A 17,108-nucleotide genomic window follows, 5' to 3' on the forward strand; every position below is an offset into this window, starting at 1 on the left:
TCCACCGAGCCCGATGCTCCACACGCCGCATCGGCACCATCGTCCAAGCCGTCCACACGCTCCTGACCTGCAACTATTCAGGATGGAAAAGGCTCCCTACGTTGTTCTGCGGGATGCGGTCGGCCCTTCGTATGGTTGACCCGCCCAGGGGTGTCGGGTGTGGTTCAAAGGGCTCTGCCACTTGTGGCTTCCAGTGATTGGCCGCCGGACACCCCACGACGACTCGGCTGCCAAGTAGGAATTGCGAATGATCGCTGAGTAGGGAATCGACAGCGAGGTCGTCCGTGGCAGGCATCAGCACCCCACCGCACGGAGGCGCCACATGGCCACGAATGGGCCGGCATCGACGCAGGTAAATCCCACCACCTCTGCGTCGCGATCGATGAGAGCGGCCGTCGGCTGCTGTTCCGACGCGTCGTCAACGACGAGCCTGAACTCCTCGAACTCCTCACCGATGTCCGGGCCCTGGGGCGATGAGGTGACCTGGGGCATCGACCTGGCCGACGGCGGAGCCGCCCTGGTCATCGCGCTCCTTGTCGGCCACGATCAACCGGTGCACTCCATTTCCGGCCGGGCCATCGACCGGGCGTCGGAGAGCTACCGCGGCGAAGGAAAAACCGACGCCAAGGACGCCGCCGTCATCGCCGACCAGATCCGCATCCGCCGCGACCTGCAGCCCTTACGAACCGGCGGTGAAACGGTCACCGATCTCAAGATCCTCACCGGTCGGCGCATGGATCTGGTCGCCGACCGCACCCGCACCGTCAACCGGCTCCGTGCCCAGCTCGCCGGTATCTTCCCTGGTCTGGAGCGGGTCCTGGACCTGACCAACACCGGGCCGCTCGTGCTGCTGACCGGCTACCAGACACCGGCCGCTCTGCGTCGGACGGGCAGGAAGCGGCTCGAGACCTGGCTCCGCAACCGCAGAGTCCTGCGGGCTGACCGGCTCGCCGAGACCGCTTGCGAGGCTGCCGGCCGCCAGCACACCAGCCTGCCCGGGGAAAGCTGACGGCCCCAATTGGTGCACACCCTCGCGGCGGAGGTGATCGCCCTCAACCAGCAGGTCGGCGAGATCGACAAGGCGATCGAGGCCCGGTTTCGCGAGCACCGCGACTTCGAGGTGATCACCAGCATGCCGGGCCTCGGCGCGATCCTCGGAGCCGAGTTCCTGGCCGCAACCGGCGGCGACATGGCCGCCTTCGGCACCGCAGGCCGACTCGCCGGCTTCGGCGGCGTCGCCCCCGTTCCCCGCGACTCCGGCAAGACCAGCGGCAATCTTCGCCGGCCACGACGCTACAACCGCAGACTCCAACGTGTCATCTACATCTCCGCGTTGTTCAGCATCCGCCACTGCGACGAGTCCCGCCGGTTTTACGAACGCAAGCGAGCCGAAGGCAAGCGCCATATCCGCGCAGTCCTAGCCCTGGCCCGCCGCCGCGTCAACGTCCTCTGGGCCCTCCTCCGCGACGGACGGGCCTACGAACTCACGCCACCCACCGCACGCGCGGCTTGACAGACCGCAGTAGGAATCAATGTCTCCTGCCGAAGATTCGGCATGCACCGGGCCGAACCTCGGGGAGGCGGTTCACGTCCTCCGCGAACAGCCCCCTGCGCGGGGCGGGCGCATCGGTCGCCGAACGCACTCGCGTGCCCGGTTCCGGGCGCTCGCCTGGTTCGTGTCCCCGGGGGCCGACGGCCAGCGTGGGACCCAGGGCGAGGATCTGTGAGATCGGCAGGGCTGCTTTTTGCTTCCCGCTTGATTACAGGAGGCGGTGATGGTCGAGGTCGCCCGTGCTGTGTCGGGTGCTGGGTGTTCGGCTCTTGCCCGGCATCAGCGTCGTGAAATCATCCAGGGATGACTGAACCGATCACGACGACGGCCGGACTTTCCGGCGTGAGGCCGAGTGGGTCGTCAACGAGATCGCCCAGGGGCTCCGCACGCTGGGCTCTGGTGTGAGCTGGTTCTCCGGTCTCCCCCGGCACGTCGGCAGATGGTTCTGCAGGAAGTCGCTGGCTATGTGCAGACGCACGTTACAGCTGCGGGCGGCCGTGCGGGGGTGGCGCTGTCCGGTGTGAAGCCCACGGCCAACCCCTCGGTCATGATTTGCATGGACCCGCCCCGCTACGGGTTCGCGGGCCTGCCTTCTGCCGAACACGTCAAGGCGTTCCGGGTCCTCGTTTCCGTGTTCGCCGTTGCTGACACTCGCCGCCGGGAGAGGTATTGCAAAGGCGCCTGCGGACATGCATGGCACAACCTGCCAGCGGCAATCGAGCAGCCGTAGCATCGGCCGTTCCGGCTCGGGCTGGGCTGGGTATCGAGCGGCTCCTCCTGAGTGACATCCGTTCGTAGGTCCACGCGCTGCGGGGCGGGAGAAGTGTGAGCAGTGGGGAACCTCCGAGTCGGGTAGGGGAATCGCTGAGCACAGGTCGTCGTCCTCTTCGACGGCGACTGGACTATCGAGAACCCTGCCGTCTTCCTTTCCAGGAGGCCGACGCGTCCCCTGCCCGCCCGCTTCCCGGTAGCCCACCAGGTACCAAGTAGGTACCATCGGGGGTATGCCGTCTTTGAACGTCACCTTCACCGACGAGGAGCTCGAGGAGGTCCGCGCCGCCGCGGCCGCCGAAGGCAAGTCCCTCAAGCAGTACGTCCACGACCTGCCGCTGCGCGAGCGCCAGCGCCGCCAGTTCGTCCGCTACGCCGCATCCTGGGGGGAGACACACCGGGCGGAGTTCGACGACGCCTTCCCCGACGAGATCCCGCCCGCCGCCCGGGAGCGCGGGGCGGACGCCGCCTGATGATCCTCCACATCGACGTCCCCTGGCTCCTGGACGTCCAGGAACAAGCCGTCCCCGAAGACGTCAGCGTCGCCGACTACTCCGCCCTCGTCGCTGCCGTCGCCCGCCATAAAACTCGCATCCCCCGCCCCACGACCGCCGCGCCCGACCCGGCCTGGCGCGCGGCGGCCCTCCTGCACACGCTGATCCGTCTGCAGCCCCTGCCGCACCGCAACAGCCTGTACGCCTGCCAGGTCACCGCCGCCTACATGCACGCCTCCGGTGAGGGCATCGACCCTCCGTACGGCGCCATGGTCGACCTCGTCCGCGACATCCAGGCCGGCAAGACCGACGTCTACCGGGCCGCCGACCGCATCCGGACCTGGCGTATCTGATCCACTTCGGCTGCAGAGCCGCCCGGAACGGTGCTCTGCATCGGTGGCGGGCGGGAATCCCTCCGGGGCGCTCCTCCTGCCCGGGTAACGGGGGCGTACCCGGCCGGGGGGAGTCGTGTGCGTGCGTGGTGCTCTCCGCGCGAGCGGAGGTGACCCGTCCGATCCGGTCGAGGCCCGCCAACTCCTCGCCGTGCCTCCCGCGCGAGCGGAGGTGAAGGCGTTGAGTGGAGCCACGATGTTCTGCATCCAGTGGCGATGTTCGACATCGGGTGGGCCCCACTCTGGTGCGCCAGATGGCGATGCCCCGCGCTGGAGGCCGATCCAACGGCTGGCGGAAGGGCCGTGACCGGAGGCAGGGACGGAGCACGGCGGCCCTCAGGAGATCGGCGTTGCCGCCGACTCCGTCAGACGAAGCGAACGCTTCTGCTCCGACGGGTGCGGTCATGGGTGGCACAGACTGTCCGTCGCTGATTGATCCCTCCCTCGGTCGGCACGGACCTCGACGCCCCCTGCCTGTCCCCTTTTCGGCGACAGTGCGGAACCGACTGCGGCTGCTCAGTTCCGGCAGGTGCTACGCCGGCCTGAACGGGGTGTCCCCCCGCGAGCCACGTACCGCTGGTTCCGGGCCGGCGCGTGCGACGCAGGTGCGCAATGAGGCACCGTCTGCTCACTGCAGGAAAGGCCGTGGTGTACGTCCTGGCCGTCGCCGGCGGACGCTGGTTTCGGTGGTGTGGGGTGCGGTGATGGTGGAGTCCTCGGGGACAGTCCGGATGGCCAGGGTGACGCCGCTGGTGATGTGGCAGCGTCGGCCGATGGCGGCGCCTGGGCCGATGCTGATGTTGTTGCCGGTCTGGGTGTCATCGCCGATGACGGCTCCGAACTGGGTGGTGCCGGTTCGGTAGAGGCCACCGGCAAGGGTGCGCAGGATGACTTCGCGATCGGGTGTGCGCATGTCGGTGGTCATGTTGATGGCCGCGACGGTGACGTTGGCGGACAGGTGCGTGCGGGCTCCCAGGATCGTGCGGTTGATGCCGATCCGGTGGCCCAGGACGGTGTCCTCGCCGATGAAAGCGGCGGTGACTTCGCAGTTGAAGCCGATTTGCGCACCGGCGCACAGGACGCTGCCCTTTCGGACGGTGGTGAACTCGTGGACTGTGACGCCGGGGCCGATGATCACGTCATCGCCGATGATCGCTGAGGGGTGGATGAAGGCGGAGGGGTGGATGCGCTGGTCTTCTCCCAGCTGGACCAGCGTCTCGCGTTGCAGGCCGGGCCACTGGGACAGGAAGTCCGCCAGGTCGAAGCTCTCCAGTGCGCGGTAGGGGGTAGTGGCGAGTACCCCGCGGGTGGGGGCGGTGACGTAGTCGCCGAGGATGATCCGTGGCATGGCGATGTCCTCTCTTGCGGTGCCGGGGGGAGGTGGGGCGGCGGTACGCTCGCCGTTTACCTGGCCCCGTGAAGGAAGTGGTGGTGGTCGTGTCCCGGCCGCGTGTGGGTGTCGCCGTGCTGACGATGGGCGACCGGATGGCTGACCTGCTGGCGTTGCTGGAGTCGGTGGCCAGGCAGGACGAACAGGCGGTGAGAGTCGTAGTGGTCGGCAACGGCACGGCGCTGCCCGGCCTGCCCGAGGGCGTGACCGGGGTGGAGCTGGAGGAGAACCTGGGTGTCTCCGGCGGGCGGAACGTTGCCTGGCGCCGGCTGCGGGAGTTCGGCGATGTGGACGTCCTGGTGAACCTGGACGACGATGGCCTGCTCATCGAGGAAGACGTGGTCCGCCGGATCGCCGACCTGTACGAGGCGGACGCCCGGCTCGGCATCGTCTCGTTCCGGATCGCGGACGAGACCGGTGCCACTCAGCGCCGTCACGTGCCCCGTCTGCGGTCCGGTGACCCGATGCGGCGGGGCCTGGTGACCACGTTCCTGGGCGGCGGGCACGCCTTGTCGATGCGGATGCTGGAGGAGACAGGGGGCTGGCCGGACGCCTTCTTCTTCACCCACGAGGAGACCGACCTGGCCTGGCGGGCCATCGACCGCGGGTGGAAGGTCCTGTACGAGCCGCGGCTGGTGCTCCAGCACCCCAAGACCTCCCCGGCGCGGCACGCGGTGTACTACCGGATGACGGCGCGCAACAGGGTCTGGCTGGCCAAGCGGCACCTGCCGGCCCTGCTCGTTCCGCTCTACCTGGGGGTGTGGACCGGCCTGACCGTGGCGCGGACGCCTTCGCTTGCGGGTCTGCGGGCCTGGTTCGGAGGCTTCGCCGAAGGCCTCCGGATTTCCGGGGGCCCGCGGCGGCCCATGCGGTGGCGGACAGTGTGGCGCCTGACGCGGCTGGGCCGCCCGCCGGTCATCTAGACCGCAGCGGCGCCCTGCCGCAGCCACTCCGGTGCGGCGGACGGGGTGCTTCGGAGCCATTTCACGTACCGCTCGACGCCCTCGGCGACGGTGATCTGGGGCTTCCAGCCGAGAATGTTCTCCATAGTGCGGACGGCCGCGTACCCGCCCAGCGGGTCACCGGCCGGAAGCGGGGTTTCCAGGAACGCCGTGTGCGGATAGTGCTCCCGCACCAGCTCGGCAACCTGCCGCACGGTGGTGGCCGTACCGGTGCCGATGTTCACGGTCTCGGTGTGGGCCCGGGGACTGACCAGGGCGCGCAAGGTGCCCTCGGCGATGTCGTCGACGTGCACCAGGTCCCGCACCTGCCGGCCGCCGCCGTTGAGGTGCAGGGGGAGACCGAGGTGGGCCCGGGCGGCGAACCAGGCCACGACCCAGGAGTGGGAGTTCGGCTTGATGGTCTGGGGTTCGCCGTAGACGGAGAAGTAGCGCACGATCGCGTACGAGATGCCGATCTGGCCGAGGACCAGGGCTGTCTGCTCCTCGCCCCAGGCCTTGGTGTTGCCGTAGACGGACTTCGGGCGCATGCGGGTGCCTTCGTGGAACTGGGGCGGGATGCGGCCGTGGACAGACTCCAATAACTGCCGCATGGTCAGCAGGACGGGGCTGTCAGTCTCCTCGGGGCTGCCGTCGCCGTAGACGCTGGCGGAGGAAACGAACACCATGCGCCGCACGCGGTCCGTTGCGGCGACGGCATCGAGGACGCTCTGAGTTCCGGTGATGTTGGTGTCGATCGCGGCGAGAGGCTCACGGGTGCAAGCGGCGACGTCCGCCAGGGCGGCTGCGTGGATGACAAAGTCCGCCTCGGAAACCAGCTTGCGGACCAGCGCGGCGTCCCGCACATCGCCCAGGATCACGTCCGGATCCGCCGCCTGGACGCCGAAAAGGTCGGCGTACACGCCGGCCGGATAGGCGTCCATGGTGCACAGGGCGACCGGGCGGGCGCCCAGGGTGCGCAGCTGGGCGGTGATGCGGGAGCCGACGAGTCCCGCGCCGCCGGTCACCAGGACGGTGGATCCGGAAAGAGCGGAGAGCTCTGAGCGATGGTGGTGCACGATGCCTCCTGAAGTGGGTTCGGTGGATCTCGTGACAGACCAGCCCGCGCATAGCAGGCCTGGTCATTCCGCCCGGGACCGTTTGGACGCTGACCTCAAGCCCCGAGCAGGTGGCATCAGTCAACGCCCTGCGCTGAAGCAGGAGGAGGGGCCATCCTGTAGGTCTGTGTAGGCCCGAGTAGGCCAGGGGGCAGCGGTGCAGAGGACCATCACAGACCTGATCCGGACCGCGTGCGAGGAACGCGGATGGGGCCCCACCAAACTGGCCCGCGAAGTCGCCCTGGCTGCCGGCCGCGGGCCGGACGGCCTGGAGCGGCAGTACGCCCGCCGCTGGCTGAAGGGCGAACGCACCCCGTCCCCCGACGGCTGGCTCCCTTACGTCGTCCGCGTCTTACAGCTGGACCTCACCCCCACCTCGGTTGCGGACAAGAGTGATCCCGAACCACCCGCCCCGGATACCGTGGGATCAGTCCTTGCCCTGGGGAGGAGTGACGTGGAACGCCGCACCATGCTGGCCGCCACCGCCGCGTTCGCGCTGTCGGCCCTCAACCTTCCAGACGCCGAGGCCATCACCCGACGCGTAGCCATCGCCCCAGTCGGCGCCTTACGCGTCGGCACCGGCGAAGTCGAGGCGATCCAGCAGATGACCCGCACCCTCGGCGACACCGCTGCCGAATACGGCGGCGCTCACGCCCGCCAGCTCGCCGTGCAGTACCTCACCGGCAGCGTCGGCCCCTGGCTGGAAGGCCGATACACCCAGGCAACCGGCCGCCAGCTGTTCGCCGCCGCATCCCAGCTCGTGCACTTGTGTGGCTGGATGGTCCAGGACGAAGGCAACGACGACCACCACCAAGGCCTCGCCCAGCGGTACTACGCCCATGCCTTCGCCCTCGCCGAAGAAGCCGCAGACCCCGAGCTGGCAGCCACCGCTCTGCGCGGCATGGCCACCCAAGCCATCGACCTCGGCCCCCGGGGCCGGGCCGTCGCTCTGCGCCTATCCGAAAGGTGCGTCGAATACGCCGACCGGCTCGACGAACCGAAAGCCATCGCCTACTACCAGACGACCCTCGCCGACGCCGCCGCCCTCGACGGCGACCAGCAACTCGCCCGCACCGCACTCACGAAGTCCCAGCACGCCATCGAAAACGCCGCCCCCGATCCCGGCGAATCGTGGGCCTCCCACTTCTCCACCGGCCGCTGGGCCCACCACTCCGGCATGATCCTCGCCCGACTCGGCGACCTCGACGGCGCCCGCGAACACCTCCAGCACGCCCTCGACGTGCACGGCCTGGACCGCCGCCGCTCCCGCGCCATCGTCCTCGGGGACCTCGGCCACGTCCACCTCCGTCACGGCGACCTCGACGGAGCCCTCGCCGCGTGGAGCGAATTCATCGACTGCGCCGAAGGCGTTCAATCCGTGAAGATCACCGACGCGCTCATTGACCTGCGCGTACGGATCTCCCGCTACAACAAAGCCCCAGGCGTGGCCGAACTGGACGGGCGAGCGGCGGCTCTGCTGTGACGCGCCCACGCGCCACGGACGCCGATGAGTGCTGCTCCTACCTCGTCGACGTCCCGCAGGTAGTCGGCGCCAGGCCCGACAACGGCCCAGCCCCACGTGACATCTCCCAGCCAAGGGGACGCGTTGAACCCTGTGAGTTCTTCGAGGCGCTCCTGAAGGCTGGCGTAGCGGTCCTACCAGGCCAGCTGAGTACCGCCTGCTTCAGAGCCCCGCTTCCCGGTATAGCCTGTCAGGTACCAAGTAGGTACCATCGGGGGTATGCCGTCTTTGAACGTCACCTTCACCGACGAGGAACTGGAGGAGGTCCGCGCCGCTGCGGCCGCCGAAGGCAAGTCCCTTAGAACCGCAGGTCAGGAAGTGTGCTCTCCGCGCGAGCGGAGGTGAACCGTTGACGATCGCGGCACCCACGGCGCCGCTCTTGTGCTCTCCGCGCGGGCGGAGGTGGGTCGCAGCAGGTCCACGCCCTCGTTGCTGCTGATCTGTGCTATCGGCGCAGGCGCTCAGCTATCACGACAAGACCGCCACCCGCCTGGTCACCGAAGCTGGTGGGACGTGGAGCCGATACGCCCCAGGCGTCCACCAGCGGTGAAGCGCGGCTACTTACGGTGGGGCCACCAAACCCTGCTTGTCCTCAACGTGGACGACGTGGAGCTTGGTGCCGTCCTGTGACGCCTGGAACGTCCGAACAGCCCGACAGTGATCTGCGACTGATCCTGAGGCTCATCGGGGCCGACGTAGGTAGGGACGTCGTCGTTGTGGTGCCCGGTGACGGCCCATCCCTCCATGTCCTTGAGGTCGATCACCCCAAGTCTTCTGCCGAAGATCCGGCAGGCGCCGGGCCGAACCTCGGTGAGGCGGTCCACGTCCTCCGCGAACAGCTCTCCGCGCGGGGCGGGCGCATCCAGTCGGGCAGTGCGGTCATGGCTTCGCCGTAGCGGTGCGTCGGGTCCGGAAGGCGGCGCGCGGCGGGGCTGTCCTACTTGGCCGGCAGACGGAGCATCGGTTCGAAGGCCGCGTCCTCCTCGCCCTCGGCCGAAGGGAGGAAGCCGTCCGGGACGGTGCGGGCAGCTGTGGTGAGGAGGCGGGCCAGGACCTCGGGCTCGGTGGCCGGGGGGAGGCGGAGGGCGGCGAGGAGGCGGTCGCGGACCTCGGGGTGGTCCGGGTTGTCCTCAAGATAGTCGGCGTTGAGCGCGGGGGGACGGAAGCCGGCCAGGGCGTCGTGCCAGGAGGGGAGGACGATGGCCAGGGTCAGGGCCTCGGCGAGGGACTCCGCGATGAGGGAGGCCTGGCCCTCGGAGTCGGTGTAGAGGACGGGGCGGACGCGGTCGGAGCCGGCCGGGCCGCAGAGGTAGTGGGTGCCTCCCGCGTTGCAGCCGGCCACGGGCTCCACCGGGAGACCGGCCGGCAGGGCGATCGACTCGAGGGGGTCGGTCCGCGTGAGGTCGAACTCGCCGTCGCAGGCGAGGTACGCCTCGACCTCGGGGTCGGCGGCGATCCGGCGGAGCAGGGCCTCGTCGGAGAGGGCGGCCGGGTTGAGGCCGCGGGCGGCTTCGGGGGTCAGGGGGTGGCCCGCGAGGACATGGCGGACGGTGTCGAGGGGGACGGGCCGCCCGTAGTCCTCCTCAAAGTGCGCCTGGACGGCCTCGGGGGAGCGGTCGGTGAGGAGGCGGAAGAGGTGCCCGGAGCCGTCCGGGTCCGAGCTGCCCGAGGGGAACTCGATGCCCGAGCCGGTGCGCCAGGCGCTGCCGCCGGTCTCCCACCACAAGCAGGCGGTGACCCGCGGGGCGCCGAGGCCCTCGTCGACGAAGGCCGGGTCGTCCAGGAGCGGGCGCAGCGCGGCGGGCACCCCGTCGATGACACCGGGCCAGACCTGTTCGTCGTCCGTGGCGTACGGGCTCATCTCCGACTCGTGGTCGAAGCCGCGGACGAGCACACCGGCCGGGGTGAAGAGGACGGAGAAGTCGTCACCCGAGCCGTTGTCCATCAGGGCCGCCTGCGTCCCAGGCCCCCAGGTGGTGGAGAAGGAGTAGCGGGAGAATCGCGGGTCGCGGCAGATCGCCTGGTCCAGCACGGCCAGCGCGCGCAGGTGCGCGCGGAGCTCGGCGGGGTCGGGGAGGAGGGCGGCGGTCGTGTGCACGGTGTCCATGGGCTCATGTAACGGCCTCGGGACTGGTAGGCGCGCATGTTCAGGAGTCGCGTATTCGCCATAGGTGTCGGTCGATCGTCACCCTGTGTCGGTGCTCTCCGGCATGATGATCGCCATGGACACCGAGATACTGGTAGACGTCTGGCAGCGGCTTCTCGCCGATCCTGGCAAGTCATGGGTGCTGTTCGAGCACGGCACTTGCGTCGTGCTGACCGCTCCGGATGGAGAGCTTGCTGAACAGGCCACCGAGATCCTGAAGAAGTTTGGCCCGGCGCATGCCGGATCTTCGGCAGGAGACTTTGGGGTGATCAACCTTAAGGACGTCGAAGGATGGGCCGTCACCGGTCATCACAACGACGTCCTTACCTATGTCGGCCCTGACGAGCCTCAGGACCAGTCAGAGATCGCCGTCGGGCTCTTTGGGCGATCGAAGCGTCATCGCGACGGCACCGAACTGCACGTCGTCCATGTTGAGGACAAACGAGCTTCAGCGAACCTGGGGTAAGTACCTGCGTGTCAGCGGCGGTGATCGCCAGGGGCGTATCGGCTCCACGTTCCTCCGGCTTCGGTGACCAGTCGGGTGGCGGTCTTGTCGTGGTAACCGAGGGCCTTCGCGATGACGGGGGCCGGGGCCTGGAGGACGAGTTGTCGGATCGCGGAGGTCCTGCCGCGCTGCGGAGGGACACCGATCTTCCGGAGGTGGACTTGGAGGCTGACCGGGTTCATCGGCTGTCCGGGCTGGCGGCCGGGGAAGAGCCACTGTGAGCTTCTGCTGCTGGCGTAGGGCAGGTGCCGGCAGGACTGGATGTATGCCCGCATGAGGTCGGCGACGGGTTCCGGAAGCGGAGACGGTGGGTCTCCCAGCCGGACCGTGACGGTGGTCCCGTCGTCGAAAACGTCGTCGACCGCGAGGCGGACGATGCGGGTGACGGGTTGGGCGTAGAGGAGGACGAGCGCGGCGGCGACCCGGGCACGCAGGGGCAAGGAGTCGTCGTTAAGGGCGCGCCGGAGAATGGCGAGTCGGCGGTGCTGATGCAGCGGCCCTTGGTCCTGGTGGATGACCTGGGGTGGCAGGGTGAGGCGGGGCATGCGGTCCGTCGTCATGCACCAGCGCAGGAACATCTGGGCCGGGCGCCGAGTGGCCAGCTTCTCGGTGTGCCAGGCGTCGAGGTCGGCCTGCTGGCAGTGTTCGATAGTGCGGCCTCGGTCGGCAAGCCAGGTCAGGAAGGCGCCGGCCTGGGTGATCTCCTGTTTCGTCTGGCTGGTCTGGGAGCGTCCCAGCGGCCCTTTCTCCGCCTTGCTGCGCAGGCGCCGCATTTGGTGCCAGATGGCGAAGTGCTGAAGGTGCCGACGGTGTTCGGGGTCCTCGATGGTGGCGAGCCGTTCGGTCAGCCAGCGCTGGTAGAGAATGAGCTGCCGGTCGACGCGAGGCAGGACGCCGCTGTCCATCAGCAAGTCGCGCAGGTGGACGACGGTTCGCCAGGGTGTTTCCTGGTGCAGCCCGTCGTGGGTGAGCGGGATGGTGCCGGTGGCCAAGCCCCGCAGAAGGCGGACGACGTTGGGGTTGCGGAGCCAGATCAGGCGGCTCTTGGGCCGGTCCATCCCCAGCAGAGCAGTGACCAGCGGTTTCAGTGAAGGAACGACACGGCCGGTGCCGTCGTCGAGGAGGCGGCTGAGAGTGTCGGCGAGGGTGCAGCTTTCGCAGAGACGACCGCCGAGCAAGGGCCCTTCAAAGCCGCAGCGGTCGCAGAAGAAGTCGCGGACGATGCCCGCGCAGTCGCGGCAGACCGGTGCACCAACATCGTTTTGGCCCGGCAATAGTCGCTCGGTTCGGCAGCCGGGGCAGCAGCCGCGGACGCGCATCGCGCGTTCGAAGCAGGTCCGACAGATCGGACCGTCTGACCACTCGGCGGACTTCGCCGCCCGGCGGCCGCAGCGTGCGCAGGTCCGAACGTGCCACCGCTCGTATTCCTCCGGCGTCACTGCTCACCCCTCCGGCGTCAACCGGACCCGCGTGGGCCGCCGGGCAGCCAGATTGATCGGCGCCTCCTCACCGGCCGCCCGGCGGGCGGGGAGATTCTGGGCCGAGGTGGCAATCAGGTCAGCGGGCGTGCAGTCGAGGATGTCGCAGAGGGTGGCCAGCACCGGCAGGGACAGCCGTTCCGGAGTGCCGGAGACCAGGCGGTGAATCTGGGACGACGACAGCGTGATGCCGCGTTCGATCAGGTGCGGCATGAGCTCGGCGACGGTGAACATTCCGCGGGCGGCCATCAGCTCGCGCAAGCGCCACCGGTAGCTGATCTGGCGTGGCATCAAGAGGTCCTTCCCGGCCGCAAGGCGGCCTCAATGGTGGCGTCCAGGACGCGTCGCAGTGAGCGTGTGCGGAAGTCGGAGGAGACGCAGGTGTAGATCGCGGTGGTGGAGGCGTGGTCGTGGCCGACCTGCTGTTGGACGAACAGAGGGTCGTGGCCGTCCTCGATCAGGTGGGTGATGTAGGACCTGCAGGGCCCGGCTGGTCGAGTGCCGCATCCCGGGACGCACCTCGCTGATCCATTCCTCGATCGTGCAGGGCGTCCAGTGCCAGACAGTCAGCACGCTGCGGCGCTTGGGCGGTGACCCCTTCTTAGCCTTGCCGTAGCGGACCAGCAGGGTGCCGTACTCGCCGAACTCCCGGCCCTCCGGGTTGCGGCCGAAGTCGGTGAGATCCAACATCCGGGTCTCGTTGCGGCGCAGGCCGTATGCGTACGCGGTCTTGAACAAGGCGGCGTCCCGGAAGGCCGGCAACCAGCCCTTGCGGCCCTTGCCGCGGACGCGCAAGACCTCCTCGTCGGCGTGGTCGAAGAACGCTTCCAGCTCGGGCCTGGTGAAGGCCCGGCGTTTCGGCTCGCCCTCGGCTTCGTCGGCGTGCGTCGCGGCGTTCCAGTCGTAGACCACCTGGACGGGGTGGGTCCCGAAGTGCCGCAGGCACTCGTCGCCCCAGCCGTAGGCGGGGTTGGTCAGGAAGTCGCAGAACTGGCGCACGGAGCCCTGATAGTTGCGCAGGGTGGAGCGGACACAGCCGTGCACGGCCCGCAGATCGGCCGACCACTCGTCGACGTGCTGCGGCGTCCACTGCCACGGCATGGCATCAGCATGCCGGGTGAAGGCCCGCACCGTGCGTTCCTGGTCACCTACGTATCCCGGTGAGAGATTTCGGGCGAGCTGCTGGTTGCGCCAGCCCTTGATCATCGCCTCGAAGACCTGCTCGTCCGGCCGCAGCAGCGGCAGACCGTCAATCAGGTGCAGCCGAGCAGAACCTGGAAAGAGGCCGTCCCCACCCATCTGCCATCACTCTCCGTCTATCGCATCTGACGCGAGAATCTCGCATCAGATGCGACTCGGGGGCGTCTTTGCAGTTCAATCGCTCGATGGAGTGAGGCCCGCGGACACTCGACGCCGTAACCACTACCGTGATTCCGAGGTCAACGTCCCTGATGGGGTCGTTTCCGCACGGTCCCGGACCGTCTCCAGGACGGGTGTCGCGTATTCGCATCCGATGCAATTGGCGTCGGTAGGGACATCGGTACAGCGGTTAACGGTGAGAACGATCTTGGTCAGGGCATGAGGGTGCTGACGCGGTTCTCATACTCGGGACGGGCCTTGCGCTGGGCCGGGACTGCGGGGAGGACCTGGCTGCCGCCGAGCGCACACCCCGGTCGCCTCCCACGGCGGCGAAGAACACCCGGTTCCGCCCGCGAGGCGGGGGAGCGTCCGTACAGTGACGCCATGGACATGAGCTGGGTCAAAGACGGCGTGCGCTACACCCTGAAAGTGGTCGAGCACCCGGACTGGACGGCGCTGTCCGAATCGAGCACCCCCGGCGTGCTCCGAGCCCTGCTGCGCGGGACCGGCAACAAAATCGTCGGTCACGCGGGCCTGCGCTCCGCGACCGGTGTTGTCGCGGGCGTCGCCGCCGTGTCGGCGACGGTGGGCGGCGGGCTGGTGTACGCGGGCATGAAGCTCAAGAGCCATCTGGACGACCGCAAGGCCGAACGCGAAGAGATGCCCGCGGGCGCCGCCGGGCAGACGGCCGCGAGCGCCGATGTGGTCGAGGTCGAGGAGACGGCCGTAACCGAGGCTCGGCGACTGCGCGCTGTGTGAGCGTCAGGCGAAGCGCTGACGCGGGTGCAGATCCGCATGACGGCCCTCGGGGGTATCCGAACGGAAATTGGCGGTAGCCGCTGACCCGGATCATGGTCCGGTCGGGATGAGGGCACTGACCCGGTTCTCGTACTCGCGGCGGGCCTTGCGCTGGGCCGGAACGGCGGGGGCGCCCTGGACGCCGTCGAGCGGCTGGCAGCGGGCGAGGAGCCCTCGGTGTACGGCGGGGACGGCGCTGACGCGCAGGGTGTAGCCCTGGCCGCGCCGTACGGTGACGCCCTGGTCGAGCGTGGCCCGCTCGACGGGGTTCAGCTCGGCGGTGCGGAGGAAGTCGGCGACCTTGCCCGGCATGTCGAGGGTGACCGGCAGCTCCGGCGCCCGGAGCGTCTTCGTCGGCGGCGGTGTGGTCGGGCAGGAGGTCGGCGACGGCCGTGCGGATGGCGCCGCGGCTGACGCCGTGGTCGCGGGCGAGGGCGGCAATGGAGCGGCCCTCCAAGTACGCGGCACGGCCCGTGTCGGTTTTGTCGACCGCGACCGCCGGGCGGTGTCCGCCCTTGTTGCCCTTGGCCTCGGCGGCGCGCAGTCCGTCGTAGGTGAGCTCGCGCTGGAGGTCGCGTTGGAGCTCGCCGGCGGCGGCGAGGGTCTGCACCATGAACTTCACGGTGGACAGCAGCTCGCCGGTGCGCAGGTGGCGGGCGGTGAGGTCCATCGCGGAGAACGCGCCGTCGTGGATGCGCAGGGCGAGCTCATCGCGGTGCAGGACTTCGAGGACATCGAGGATGTGCTGGTTGCCGCGCACGAGGCGGAACATCTCGGAGATGTGCACGGTGTCGCCCGCGGCTCAGAGGTCCAGCGCTTTGAGGGTGAGGGTCCACAGGCGTGCGGGGGCGTCTTCGTCGGCTGCGAAGGTGGCCAGGCCGAGGGGGTCTTCGTCGGAGACGAGGGCGGCGGTGGAGTCGCCGAAGAAGCGGCCGGTGACGCCGTCTATGAGGGGGGAGGCGGCGGCGAGGGTCTGGCTGGCGGCGGTGCGGGTGAGTTCGGGCAGCGCCATGATTCCGGCGTTGTTCACCAGGATGTGGAGGGGACCGGTCCAGGCGGCGGCGAAGGCGTCGATGGAAGAGCGGGAGTCCAGGTCGAGGCGGGCGACGTGGATGTGGGTGTTGCCGGTGGCGGCGGTGAGCTCGGCGGCGGTCTCGTGGCCGGCGTCGGTGTTGCGGACGGCGAGGGTGACGTGGGCTCCGGCCCGGCGCTCGCGAGGGCGCGGGCGGTTTCGGCGCCGAGGCCGGAGGAGGCGCCGGTGACGATGGCGGTCCTGCCGGTGAGGTCGACGCCGGCACGGAGCTCTCCCGTAGGGCTCCCGACCTCCTTGGGCGAGGCCCGCCTGGGAGAGTTGCTTATGCCGCCTGACCTGTTGGGGGGGGAGTGGGGCCGGTACCTGCGTCCAGGTACCGGCCGTCCCGACGCCGGTCTAGCGCCGAGGGAACCCCAGGCGCTTGCGGGTGCGGCGCAGCCCAGGCTGCAAGTGCAGCCGCTTGATGGGCCGCGGCCGTCGCCACCGCGGCTCCGGATACAGAGCCGTCTGGCACTCCTTCATGAACTCGTCCACCTTCTCCAGGGCACGGCTCTCCAGCTGCACGATGTTGCGCCGCTGATCGTGCGGTCGGCCCAGCTCGAACCACCAGATCATCTCGTCCACCCAACCCCTGAGCCGGTCCGCGGCCGCCAGCGCACAGTCGGCCACCTCCTCCGGCCCTTCGACGGCGACGGCGCCTACCGCCGCGCCCAGCTCATCCTGCGCGGCCTGTTCGTGCTCCAGCCGCTCGCGTGCCAGGCCCTCGTCCGTAATCGGCCTGTCCAGCACGTTCATAAGCCGCGTCACCGCAGCATGCCGCACCAGCAGTGCCTTGGCACACTCCGAAGGCCGAAGCCGACGGCCGGCCGATCGGTATCCGCGACGCGGCGCTCTTCGCCTTCGGCTACATGTTCCTCGGACGCAGCCGCGAGGACGTCGACCTGGACATCGAGGACCTCACCATCCTGGTCGACCGGATGAACGTCTGGCTCGCCGAGGACAAGACCCACAAGGGCGAGGACCAGCCCATCCCCCTGCGCGACCGTCCCGACGTGCAGCTCATCAGACGGATGAACCGCTGGCCGGACTACCTGGCCAGCCACGACATCACCACGGGCCCCGTCTTCCGGCACCTACTCAAGAACGGCGTCCCCGCAACGGAGGAAACGCGGGCCAAGACAGCAACCGTGCGAGGCCTGCGCCTCCGGCCGCACGTCGTCAACGAGCGGGTCAAACACTGGTTCGCGAAGGCGGGCCTGATGGGCGACGGACGCCCGAGCACCTCCCACGGCCTGCGGGCAGGTGCCGCCACCGACCTCGCCGCGAACAACGCCACAGCCCAAGAACTTGAGGAGGCCGGCCGCTGGGCTTCAGGATCCACCGCGGTGCGGCTCTACGTACGCCCCGCCCAGGCACAGAAGAAGAACACGTTCGACAAGATCCCCCTGCATGATCCAGGCCAGAAGGCTGTGTAGGTCTCGAACAAACGACCTGAGCGCACCTAGACTGTGCCCGCGGGGTCTGTCAAACGAGCGGTGTAACTCGGGTTGTTGAGAGTTACTGTCGGGCTGCGGAGAGCCGGCCGTCGAAGGTGATGTCGAAGGCGTTCAGG

Annotated in this window: 17 protein-coding genes and 4 pseudogenes; 11 read left to right on the forward strand and 10 right to left on the reverse strand. The window is 69.1% G+C overall.

From position 1 onward, the window contains the following. From ACZ68P_RS35130 to ACZ68P_RS35150, 5 genes and pseudogenes are all read left to right on the forward strand, one after another. Window positions 1–83, forward strand: a pseudogene (locus ACZ68P_RS35130) (IS5/IS1182 family transposase); the annotation flags it as partial. Window positions 84–342: 259 nt separating this feature from the next. Continuing rightward, window positions 343–1,513: pseudogene (locus ACZ68P_RS35135) on the forward strand (IS110 family RNA-guided transposase). A 478-nt stretch (window positions 1,514–1,991) separates the two neighbouring features. After that, window positions 1,992–2,282: a DUF5958 family protein gene (locus ACZ68P_RS35140; protein WP_471013283.1), complete on the forward strand. Its 291-nt coding sequence runs from the start codon at window positions 1,992–1,994 to the stop codon at window positions 2,280–2,282. Between the two features lie 274 nt (window positions 2,283–2,556). Then, window positions 2,557–2,796: a hypothetical protein gene (locus ACZ68P_RS35145; protein ID WP_471013284.1), complete on the forward strand. Its 240-nt coding sequence runs from the start codon at window positions 2,557–2,559 to the stop codon at window positions 2,794–2,796. After that, window positions 2,796–3,170, forward strand: a complete 375-nt coding sequence (locus ACZ68P_RS35150) for a toxin Doc (protein ID WP_471013285.1) — start codon at window positions 2,796–2,798, stop codon at window positions 3,168–3,170. The genes ACZ68P_RS35145 and ACZ68P_RS35150 overlap by 1 nt, the downstream gene beginning before the upstream one ends. Before the next feature lie 667 nt (window positions 3,171–3,837). Here ACZ68P_RS35150 and ACZ68P_RS35155 read toward each other — a convergent pair. Continuing rightward, window positions 3,838–4,557, reverse strand: coding sequence for a DapH/DapD/GlmU-related protein (locus ACZ68P_RS35155; RefSeq protein ID WP_471013286.1), 720 nt, complete (start codon window positions 4,555–4,557; stop codon window positions 3,838–3,840). An 89-nt stretch (window positions 4,558–4,646) separates the two neighbouring features. On the opposite strand from ACZ68P_RS35155, the gene ACZ68P_RS35160 reads away from it, so the two are divergent. After that, a complete protein-coding gene (locus tag ACZ68P_RS35160) occupies window positions 4,647–5,522 on the forward strand; it encodes a glycosyltransferase family 2 protein (protein ID WP_471013287.1) in 876 nt (291 codons plus the stop codon). Here the strand turns inward: ACZ68P_RS35160 and ACZ68P_RS35165 are convergent. Next, window positions 5,519–6,616: an NAD-dependent epimerase/dehydratase family protein gene (locus ACZ68P_RS35165; RefSeq protein WP_471013288.1), complete on the reverse strand. Its 1,098-nt coding sequence runs from the start codon at window positions 6,614–6,616 to the stop codon at window positions 5,519–5,521. The genes ACZ68P_RS35160 and ACZ68P_RS35165 overlap by 4 nt on opposite strands. A gap of 493 nt (window positions 6,617–7,109) precedes the next feature. On the opposite strand from ACZ68P_RS35165, the gene ACZ68P_RS35170 reads away from it, so the two are divergent. Together ACZ68P_RS35170 and ACZ68P_RS35175 are read left to right on the forward strand one after the other, a co-directional pair. Continuing rightward, complete coding sequence (locus ACZ68P_RS35170) at window positions 7,110–8,138, forward strand: tetratricopeptide repeat protein (RefSeq protein WP_471013289.1); 1,029 nt, start codon at window positions 7,110–7,112, stop codon at window positions 8,136–8,138. 258 nt (window positions 8,139–8,396) lie between these two features. Next, on the forward strand, window positions 8,397–8,522 hold the full coding sequence (locus ACZ68P_RS35175) for a hypothetical protein (RefSeq protein WP_471013306.1): 126 nt from the start codon (window positions 8,397–8,399) through the stop codon (window positions 8,520–8,522). Window positions 8,523–9,114: 592 nt separating this feature from the next. On the opposite strand, the gene ACZ68P_RS35180 is transcribed toward ACZ68P_RS35175, so the two are convergent. Then, complete coding sequence (locus tag ACZ68P_RS35180; RefSeq protein ID WP_471013290.1) at window positions 9,115–10,284, reverse strand: hypothetical protein; 1,170 nt, start codon at window positions 10,282–10,284, stop codon at window positions 9,115–9,117. 103 nt (window positions 10,285–10,387) lie between these two features. Between ACZ68P_RS35180 and ACZ68P_RS35185 the strand changes: the two genes are divergently transcribed. Then, a complete protein-coding gene (locus ACZ68P_RS35185) occupies window positions 10,388–10,789 on the forward strand; it encodes a hypothetical protein (protein WP_208117182.1) in 402 nt (133 codons plus the stop codon). An 11-nt stretch (window positions 10,790–10,800) separates the two neighbouring features. Here ACZ68P_RS35185 and ACZ68P_RS35190 read toward each other — a convergent pair whose 3' ends face one another. The 3 genes from ACZ68P_RS35190 to ACZ68P_RS35200 form a co-directional block, all read right to left on the reverse strand. Then, window positions 10,801–11,886 (reverse strand): hypothetical protein, encoded by a 1,086-nt coding sequence (locus ACZ68P_RS35190; protein ID WP_471013291.1) that lies wholly within the window; start codon window positions 11,884–11,886, stop codon window positions 10,801–10,803. 384 nt (window positions 11,887–12,270) lie between these two features. Beyond that, the gene (locus ACZ68P_RS35195; RefSeq protein ID WP_471013292.1) at window positions 12,271–12,597 is read right to left on the reverse strand and encodes a helix-turn-helix domain-containing protein; all 327 of its coding nucleotides are present in this window, start codon (window positions 12,595–12,597) and stop codon (window positions 12,271–12,273) included. A 30-nt stretch (window positions 12,598–12,627) separates the two neighbouring features. Further along, entirely contained in the window at window positions 12,628–13,605 is a 978-nt protein-coding gene (locus ACZ68P_RS35200; RefSeq protein WP_471013293.1) for a site-specific integrase, read from the reverse strand. Window positions 13,606–14,049: 444 nt separating this feature from the next. Between ACZ68P_RS35200 and ACZ68P_RS35205 the strand changes: the two genes are divergently transcribed. Beyond that, window positions 14,050–14,424, forward strand: a complete 375-nt coding sequence (locus ACZ68P_RS35205; protein WP_471013296.1) for a hypothetical protein — start codon at window positions 14,050–14,052, stop codon at window positions 14,422–14,424. Between the two features lie 90 nt (window positions 14,425–14,514). On the opposite strand, the gene ACZ68P_RS35210 is transcribed toward ACZ68P_RS35205, so the two are convergent. The 4 genes and pseudogenes from ACZ68P_RS35210 to ACZ68P_RS35225 form a co-directional block, all read right to left on the reverse strand. After that, on the reverse strand, window positions 14,515–14,775 hold the full coding sequence (locus tag ACZ68P_RS35210; RefSeq protein WP_471013298.1) for a hypothetical protein: 261 nt from the start codon (window positions 14,773–14,775) through the stop codon (window positions 14,515–14,517). 265 nt (window positions 14,776–15,040) lie between these two features. Then, a pseudogene (locus ACZ68P_RS35215) lies at window positions 15,041–15,235 on the reverse strand (hypothetical protein); the annotation flags it as partial. A gap of 213 nt (window positions 15,236–15,448) precedes the next feature. After that, window positions 15,449–15,822 (reverse strand): annotated as a pseudogene (locus ACZ68P_RS35220) (SDR family NAD(P)-dependent oxidoreductase); the annotation flags it as partial. 70 nt (window positions 15,823–15,892) lie between these two features. Continuing rightward, window positions 15,893–16,291 (reverse strand): hypothetical protein, encoded by a 399-nt coding sequence (locus ACZ68P_RS35225; protein WP_471013300.1) that lies wholly within the window; start codon window positions 16,289–16,291, stop codon window positions 15,893–15,895. A gap of 32 nt (window positions 16,292–16,323) precedes the next feature. Between ACZ68P_RS35225 and ACZ68P_RS35230 the strand changes: the two genes are divergently transcribed. After that, the gene (locus ACZ68P_RS35230; RefSeq protein ID WP_471013303.1) at window positions 16,324–16,971 is read left to right on the forward strand and encodes a tyrosine-type recombinase/integrase; all 648 of its coding nucleotides are present in this window, start codon (window positions 16,324–16,326) and stop codon (window positions 16,969–16,971) included. The last annotated feature ends 137 nt before the right edge of the window (window positions 16,972–17,108 follow it).

It is taken from the genome of Streptomyces sp. NPDC036822 (genome assembly GCF_055609145.1).